12 protein-coding genes and 1 pseudogene are annotated in these 7,623 nt (G+C 71.7%); 7 read left to right on the top strand and 6 right to left on the bottom strand.

All coding sequences use genetic code 11. The features are described from left to right. Positions 1-102: 102 nt before the first annotated feature. From AC2W7J_RS13510 to AC2W7J_RS13490, 5 genes are read right to left on the bottom strand one after another with little or no spacing between them, the layout of a single operon-like run. Entirely contained in the window at positions 103-297 is a 195-nt protein-coding gene (locus AC2W7J_RS13510; RefSeq protein ID WP_485983009.1) for a putative immunity protein, read from the bottom strand. A gap of 11 nt (positions 298-308) precedes the next feature. Further along, a complete protein-coding gene (locus tag AC2W7J_RS13505; RefSeq protein WP_485983007.1) occupies positions 309-983 on the bottom strand; it encodes a dihydrodipicolinate synthase family protein in 675 nt (224 codons plus the stop codon). Between the two features lie 29 nt (positions 984-1,012). Continuing rightward, on the bottom strand, positions 1,013-1,222 hold the full coding sequence (locus AC2W7J_RS13500) for a hypothetical protein (protein WP_485983006.1): 210 nt from the start codon (positions 1,220-1,222) through the stop codon (positions 1,013-1,015). 19 nt (positions 1,223-1,241) lie between these two features. Continuing rightward, positions 1,242-1,376: a hypothetical protein gene (locus AC2W7J_RS13495; RefSeq protein WP_255186293.1), complete on the bottom strand. Its 135-nt coding sequence runs from the start codon at positions 1,374-1,376 to the stop codon at positions 1,242-1,244. Between the two features lie 20 nt (positions 1,377-1,396). Beyond that, on the bottom strand, positions 1,397-1,729 hold the full coding sequence (locus AC2W7J_RS13490; RefSeq protein ID WP_485983004.1) for a single-stranded DNA-binding protein: 333 nt from the start codon (positions 1,727-1,729) through the stop codon (positions 1,397-1,399). A 481-nt stretch (positions 1,730-2,210) separates the two neighbouring features. Between AC2W7J_RS13490 and AC2W7J_RS13485 the strand changes: the two are divergent. Next, a pseudogene (locus tag AC2W7J_RS13485) lies at positions 2,211-2,498 on the top strand (FAD-binding protein); the annotation flags it as partial. 134 nt (positions 2,499-2,632) lie between these two features. Here the strand turns inward: AC2W7J_RS13485 and AC2W7J_RS13480 are convergent. Then, positions 2,633-2,854, bottom strand: coding sequence for a hypothetical protein (locus tag AC2W7J_RS13480; RefSeq protein ID WP_485983002.1), 222 nt, complete (start codon positions 2,852-2,854; stop codon positions 2,633-2,635). 86 nt (positions 2,855-2,940) lie between these two features. Between AC2W7J_RS13480 and AC2W7J_RS13475 the strand changes: the two genes are divergently transcribed. From AC2W7J_RS13475 to AC2W7J_RS13450, 6 genes are all read left to right on the top strand, one after another. Then, positions 2,941-3,318, top strand: coding sequence for a hypothetical protein (locus AC2W7J_RS13475; protein WP_485983000.1), 378 nt, complete (start codon positions 2,941-2,943; stop codon positions 3,316-3,318). A 173-nt stretch (positions 3,319-3,491) separates the two neighbouring features. Further along, a complete protein-coding gene (locus tag AC2W7J_RS13470; RefSeq protein ID WP_485982998.1) occupies positions 3,492-4,001 on the top strand; it encodes a TerC family protein in 510 nt (169 codons plus the stop codon). Next, complete coding sequence (locus AC2W7J_RS13465) at positions 3,923-4,504, top strand: TerC family protein (RefSeq protein WP_485982996.1); 582 nt, start codon at positions 3,923-3,925, stop codon at positions 4,502-4,504. Before AC2W7J_RS13470 ends, AC2W7J_RS13465 begins: the two co-directional genes overlap by 79 nt. 43 nt (positions 4,505-4,547) lie before the next feature. Further along, positions 4,548-5,684, top strand: a complete 1,137-nt coding sequence (locus AC2W7J_RS13460; protein ID WP_485982994.1) for an AraC family transcriptional regulator — start codon at positions 4,548-4,550, stop codon at positions 5,682-5,684. Further along, positions 5,681-6,823 (top strand): MBL fold metallo-hydrolase, encoded by a 1,143-nt coding sequence (locus tag AC2W7J_RS13455; protein ID WP_421008275.1) that lies wholly within the window; start codon positions 5,681-5,683, stop codon positions 6,821-6,823. The genes AC2W7J_RS13460 and AC2W7J_RS13455 overlap by 4 nt, the downstream gene beginning before the upstream one ends. Next, the coding region (locus AC2W7J_RS13450; protein ID WP_485982992.1) for an SDR family oxidoreductase at positions 6,820-7,623 on the top strand (804 nt) is incomplete at its 3' end. The genes AC2W7J_RS13455 and AC2W7J_RS13450, both read left to right, overlap by 4 nt.

Below are 7,623 nucleotides of genomic sequence, written 5' to 3'. Positions count from 1 at the left end.
CACAGGCCGCCTGGCCGGCCGGCCGTAGGCGGCGAACCGTGCGGGGTCCGCGCAGCTCGCGAGCCGCACCCATCGCATGCCCGCCCAGGGCGCGTGCCGTCATCATCGGCATCTCGCCACGGCCCACGTCCGGGTCGCAGCGATCGCCTCGCGCGGCCGACGGTCGTCGGGCACCGCCGCCTCGAAGAGTGGCAGGACGTGCTCCGCGCACTCGGCGGCCCACAGCGCGAGGAGCCGGTGGTCGGCGTCGGTGAGCGTCCCGCCACGCCGGACCGTGATCATCCGGGGGTCACGCACTGGCGGCAGGATCACCGCTCGACCACACCCGCGTCACGAAGGGAGGTGAGCGCCGCCCGCACGTCGGCGCGCCCCCCTTCGTCCAGGGGCAGGACGGGGCGGGGCAGCGTGGGGTGCTGCACGAGGCCGAGCTCCTCGGCGAGCGCGGCGACGACTCGGTAGCTGCCGTGGGCGCCGAAGAGCTGCCACAGTGGGTCGAGCCGGCCGGACAGCCGCTGCGCCATCGCACTGTCGCCGGCGGCGGCCGCGTCGACGATCGCGCGGCACGGCCCCGGCAGCGTGCCGGCGAGCACGCTGTACCAGCCATCGCACCCGGCGAGCAGGGCATCGGCAGCCACGGCGTCTCCGCTGATGCCGATCTTCACCTCGGGCGCGATGACCGAGCGAAGGGAGTCCACCCGCGCCCCGACGACGTCCACTCCCCCGGTGACCGGCGGGATCTTGATCGCCGCCACGTACGGGAGCCGGCTGATCCGGGCGTACAGCTCGTCGCTGAAGGCCACGTGCGTGGTGCCGGGGTTGTCGTAGACGACGACGGGCACCGAGACGGCCGCGTCGACGTCGGCAAAGAGCTGGAAGACCTCGTCGTCGGTCAGCGCCTGGTAGGTGACCGGCGCGAGCAGCAGACCGCTCGCCCCGGCGGCCTGTGCGTCGTCGGCGTGGCGCAGGACCTCGCGTGTGCGCACGTGCCCGATGCCTGCGAGAACGGGGGACGTCACCGGCGTGCACGCGAGCTGACGACCCGGCGGCGTTCGTCCCGGTCGAGGTAGGCATAGCTGCCGGTCGACCCGAGGGCCGTGATGCTGTCGACCGCCGAGCCGTCGAGCTGCTCGACGATGCGCGCGAAGGCTGCCTCGTCGACCGCGTCGTCGACGATCGGCGTCAGCGGGAAGGCGCTCAACCCGCGGAGGTCGGTGGTCGTCACAGCGAGGTGCCAACGTGCGTCACACCGACTCCACGAGGTCGGACCTCAGTGCCTCGAGGTCGCCCGTCCAGCCGCTGCCCTCCATGGCGAGCATCTCGTCGCGCGTCATGACCGGCACCTCGTCGTGGGCGATCTCGAAGTTGGTGGACCCCATCCGTCCACGGTACACATCGCTCATCGGCGATCCCGGACGAGCCGCCGGACCTCGACCTCGTAGCGACTCGCGGCACCGGCCGGGGTGCGGAAGAAGCGGCGACGCAGGCTCCCTTCGACCCGGACCCGGTCCCCCTCGGACAGGCGCTGCGCGGCGCGGCGGGTGACGGCTGTCCAGCAGGCGCAGTCGATGGCATCGACGGTGTGGCCCGGTCCCCTGCTGACGACGACCCGCAGGGTCACGAGCTCGTCGCCGCTGGGCAGCTCGCGGACCTGTGTCCCGCCGCTCAGCCGACCGGTCAGCACGACCTCGTTGACCTCCTCGACCGTCTCGCTCGCGCTCGTCGTGGCCATGGCACTCCCCCTTCGTCGGCATGTGGTGCGTCCAGCCTCACCGACCGGGAGTGGCTGCGGACGGGGTCGGCCGAGGCTGTGGACGCAGGCCGTCGACCGGAGGAGGATGTGGACTGCGCCAGGTCACGGATGGATGACGACGGCAACCACGACAGGGCCCGGCGCGTCGGGGGAATCATGGACATCTCACGTCGAACCGTCCTCGGTGCCGGGGCCGCGCTGCCCTTCGTCGCACCCCAGGCAGCGTCGGCCGGGCCGAGCCCCACGGACTGGGCCGACCTCGACGCCGCGATCCGCGGCAGCATCGCCAGGCTCGGCAGCAGCCTCTACTCCAGCCGTCGGACGCTCTTCGACCCGCGGTGGGACTTCCGCCGACCGGCGGCGATCGCCCGCGTGCTGTCGACCCGGGACGTCGCGACCTGCGTCGAGTTCGCCCGGGCGCACGGGCTGCAGGTGACCGGGCGCTCCGGGCGGGCACTCCTACGTCGGCGCCTCGGCCGCCACCGGTGCGCTCGTCGTCGACACCCGCAGCCTGCGCTCGGTCTGGCTCACGCCCGGCCGCACGCAGACGACCGTCGGCGCCGGAGCCGGCCTCTACGCCGTGCACGAGGCCCTCGCCGCCCACGGACGCTCGATCCCGACGGGCACCTGCCCGACGGTCGGTACCGCAGGGCTCACCCTCGCCGGCGGGCTGGGCGTCGACAGCCGCCGCTACGGCCTGACGGCCGACCGCCTCGTGCGCGCGACCGTGGTCGACGGGCGTGGACGCATCCGCACGGTCGACGCGTCGCACGACGCCAACCTCTACTGGGCGCTGCGGGGCGGCGGATCGGGCGCCGCCATCGTCACCTCCTTCACCTACCGGACCATCCCGGCCACGTCGATGGGCTTCTTCACCCTCAGCTACCCGGCCTCGGCGGCGGCCACGGTCGTGCGGCGCTGGGCCGCCTGGATGGCCGAGCAGCCGAGCGACACCTGGGCCAATGCCCACGTCGACGTCTCCGGCTCCTCGCTGTCCGTGCGAGTCTTCGGCGTCTGCCCCGCGGGACGCCAGGACGCACGGGCGGCCTCTGCCCGCTCCGCGATCGGCGTCACTCCCCTGCGGACGTCGACGACCTCGCGCACCCACCTCGCCGCGGTGGCCTACCTCGGCGGCGGCACGACGACACCGCGCACGCGCTTTCGTCGCCGGCTCCGACATCGTGCGGGTCATGACGAGCGGCACCGCCGAGGCCGTCGTCGCGGCGATGCGCTCGGCCGCCTCCCGCGGCCTGGCCGCCGCCGCGATCCTCGACCCGCTCGACGGGGCGGTCCGCACGCTCGGGGCGACGGACACCCCCTTCCCCTGGCGTGGTCACACCGCGAGCGTCCAGTGGTACGTCGGCATGTCCTCGGACGCCGGGTCGACGCAGTACTCACGTGCCCGCTCGTGGCTCGCGCACGCCCACGACCTCATGGGCACGCGCAGCTCCGGCGGCTACCTGGGCTACCTCGAGGCGGGGCGACCGCAGCGCGAGTACCTCTCGACCAATGCCACGCGGCACGCCCGGGTCCGCGGCACCTACGACCCCGACGCGGTCATCCTCTGAGGGCACGATTTCTCCGTCAGGGGCCGTCTCCGTAGACTCCGACCAGCGAAGGGGAGTATCCCGACACCCCACGATCGTCACTACGGAGCCCCGGCTCCCGGTCGTGGAGGCGCGCACAGCGTGGGAGAGACGTTCGCGGACCTGTCCGCCGTCCCCACCCGAAGGGTTCCTCCGTGTCCGCCTACCAGATCTTCGAGATCGCCTCGCTGACCGTGCTCAGCGCGATCCTGATCCTCGACCTGCTCCTCGTCATCAAGCGTCCCCACGTGCCGTCGATGAAGGAGTCGAGCGCCTGGGTCGCCGTCTACGTCTCCCTCGCCCTGGTCTTCGCCGGCGTGCTCTTCGCCATGGGCGACACGCAGCGCTCCGGCGAGTTCCTCACGGGCTGGCTGCTCGAGTACTCGCTCTCGATCGACAACCTCTTCGTCTTCATCATCCTGCTCGGCAGCTTCGCGGTGCCGCACGCGCTCCAGCAGCGGGTGCTGATGATCGGCATCCTCATCGCCATCGTCCTGCGAGGCATCTTCATCCTCGTCGGCGTGCAGGTCATCGAGTCCTTCGCCTGGGTCTTCTACCTCTTCGGCGCCTACCTCGTGTACGTCGCGTGGAAGCAGGCCTTCGGCCACGACGACGAAGGGGGCGCCCCGACAACCTCGTCATCCGCACCCTCAAGCGGCGGCTGAACTTCACCGACGAGTGGCACGGGGCCCAGGCCGTCGTGCGCAAGGACGGGGTGCGCTTCTTCACCCCCTTCGTCCTGGTGATCCTCGCCCTGGGCACCGTCGACCTCGTCTTCGCGATCGACTCGATCCCGGCGATCTTCTCGGTGACCACCGACCCCTTCCTCGTCTTCGCGTGCAACATCTTCGCGCTCATGGGTCTGCGCCAGCTGTACTTCCTGCTCGGCGGGCTGCTCGAGCGCCTCGTCTACCTGCACTACGGCATCGCCGCGATCCTCGGGTTCATCGGCGTCAAGCTCGTGCTGCACGCCATGGAGGCCAACGAGGTGAGCTGGATCAACGGCGGCGAGCCGTTCACGTGGGTGCCGCACATCGAGACCTGGCACTCGCTCGTCGTCATCCTCGTGTCGATGGTCGTCGCCGTGATCGCCTCCCTGTGGCGGATGCGTTCGCTCGACCGAGCGAGCGCCACGCAGGACGAGGAGCGGGAGCGCGTCGACCACTGACCGGAGCCGGACGGGCAGGGGTGGCGTGCGGGAGACTGCTCGGATGCACCCGCCGCCTCCCCTGGCCGTCAGCGACGCCGGCCTCATCCGCAGCGCCAGCCTGCGCGGGTTCCCCGAGCTGGTGCGCGAGCTCGGGGGCGACCCGCTCGACCTGCTCGAGCAGCACGGGATCGACCCCGAGGTCCTCGAGGCCGACGACGGGGTGCTCCCCATCACCGGTCACGACCTCATGCTCGACCGGGCGGCCGTCGAGCTGGCCTGCCCCGACCTCGGCCTGCGGCTCGCCGCAGCCCAGGACCTGACGATCCTCGGCCCGCTCGCCGTGGCGATCGAGGCGTCGGGCACGGTGAACGAGGCACTCGAGTGCGTCACGAGGTTCCTCTTCGTCCACAGCCCGGCCTTGCGGATCGCCGTCGAGGAGGACCCGAGCGGAGCGAAGGGCGTCGTGGCGATCACCTACCGCAAGCAGCTGCGCGAGTCCCCCTACTCCCCCCAGGCGATGGAGCTCGGCATCGGGTTGCTCTTCCGCATCTCGACGGCGCTCGTGGGGACCACCGCGGGGCTGCGATCGGTCGACCTCCCCCACGCACCCATGTCCCCGCTCACCCGCTACACCGAGGTCTTCGGCGACAGGGTGAGGTTCGGCACCGAGGTCGCGGCGCTGCGGGTCGACCAGCGCACCATGGACGTGCGCTTCGCGGGCGCCGACGAGGCGATCCGCGCCCTGGCGATCGCCCACCTGGCCAGGGACCACCGCGACCCGGGGCAGACGACCTCGGTCAGGGTCCACCGGCTGCTGGTCGAGACCATCGGGACCACCGGCCACGCCCTCGCCGACGTGGCCCGCCTCCTCGCGATTCACCCGCGGACCCTCCAGCGCGCGCTGGCCGCAGAGGGGACGACCTACGAGGCGGTGCTCGACGACGTCCGGCGCACGCTGTCCCTTCGCCTCATCTCGACGAGCACGCTGCCCCTTGCCCAGATCTCGACGATGGTGGGCTTCACCTCGCAGAGCACGCTGACCCGCGCGGTGCGTCGCTGGACCGGCTCGAGCCCTCGGGAGGTGCGGTCGACACGCGGGGGGGCCGGACAATCTGTCGCGCTGAGTCAAGTTCTGCCCGGACGCGACGGCCATGCTGAACGGCACTGCGACCGCACCGACCCCGGAGGCACCACGTGACCGACACCCCGACCACCCACCCCACGACGACGGACGTCCGCTCCCTCGGGGCGCGCACGATCCCCGAGTTCGACGGGGTGCACGACATCTGGCCGCGCGGTGACCGGCTCGAGGCGGTGCGCAGCGCGGCCGTCGCCTACAAGAAGCGCTTCACGGCCCAGGGCCAGGTCACCGCGGTGAAGTCGGTGGACATCGCCTCGGCGCCCTACCCCGTCAAGTACGGCTTCAACACCGCCGTCATCGGGCCGCACAGCCCGCTGATCCCGATCATCAACCGGATGGTCGTCGTGCAGTACGACGACTGGGACGGTCGGCCACGCACGCTCGTCTTCGAGCCGACCGTGCCGGAGGGCTCGGCCAAGGCGCCCTTCTTCGACAAGCTGCAGCGCCTGATGAACAAGATCCCCTACGCGAATCGCGCCGAGCAGGTCATCGTCAACTACTACAACGAGCCGGACGAGGCGCTGGCCCAGGTCGGTCTGGGCCCCGAGGACGTCGACTTCTGCGCCTTCGACCACCTGCACGTGCAGGACCCGCGGATGATCCTCGGCTCCTCCACGACCATCCCCGGAGAGCAGGCTCCGCGCGGCCCGATCTTCGGCGAGGCCAAGATGCTCGTCAACACGCGCGAGCTGGCCACCCTGCAGAACCTGCATCCCATGCAGTGGGCCTGGTACGTCGAGGGCAGTCTCGAGGGCGTCGACCTGGACAAGTTCGCGACCTTCGAGGGCGACATCGAGCTCGGCCCGGGGGTCGCGCTGCTGTGGACCCCAGGGCACACCGACGGCAACCACTCGCTCGTCGTCAACACCCCGGACGGCGTCTGGGTCTCGTCGGAGAACGGGATCGCGCTCGACAACTGGCAGCCCGAGCAGTCCCGGATCCCGGGCGTGAAGCTCTACCACCAGCAGTACGGCCGTGAGATCTGCCCGAACGGCAACACCCTCGAGGACTCGCTCGACCAGTACGACTCGATGATCAAGGAGAAGACGCTCGCGGACCCGAGCAAGGAGGACCCGCGGTGGTTGCAGATCCTCCCCTCGAGCGAGCTCGCCCCGTGGAAGCGCTTCTGGCCCGTCGTGCCGACCCATCACCACGGCGGCATCGACTACGGCACGATCCGGGCGGGTCGGCGATGAGCTCCTCCCCCACCCGCTGGCCCGCCGGTGCCGTCGTGACCGGCGCCGGGCGCGGTCTCGGGCGGCAGATCGCCACGATGCTCGTCGAGCGCGGCCACCACGTCCTCGTCACCGACGTCGACGGGGCGGCTGCCACCGAGACCGCCGCCGCGCTCGGCAGCCTGGCCACGGCGATGACCGTCGACGTGCGCGACGAGAGCCAGGTCCTGGCAGCGCGTGACCGCATCGTCGAGGTGGCCGGACGGCTCGACGTCTGGGTCAACAACGCGGGAGTGCTCGTCACCGGCCCGCCATGGGAGCACGACGAGGCGACGCGACGGCTGATGCTCGAGGTCAACGCCCTCGGCACGATGAACGGCACCCTCGCGGCGGTCGGCGCCATGCGCGGGAGCGGCGGCGGCCACATCATCAACATCGCCTCGCTCGCGGGCATCACCGCGGTCCCCGGAGAGGGCGTCTACGCCGCCTCCAAGCACGCGGTCATGGGCTTCAGCCTGAGCACGATCGCGGACCTGCGCGCGGCGAAGGTCAAGGACATCGACATCTCGTGCGTCTGCCCCGACGGCATCTGGACCCCGATGCTCCACGACAAGCTCGACGACCCGGCCGCGGCGTTGTCCTTCTCCGGCAAGCTGCTCCAGCCCGAGGAGGTCGTGCTCGCGGTGAGCCGGGTGCTCGACAAGCCGAGGCTCGTCACGGCCGTCCCGGCGTGGCGCGGCGCGGTCGTGCGCGCCGGCGACCTCTTCCCGGCCTTCGGTCTGGCCGCCGTGCCGGCGGTCGTCGCCCAGGGGCGCCGCCGG

The organism is Janibacter sp. CFPM2_SD2, from assembly GCF_057364645.1.
The sequence above is the reverse complement of the archived record's forward strand: the minus strand, read 5'-3'. Positions and strand labels throughout refer to the sequence as shown.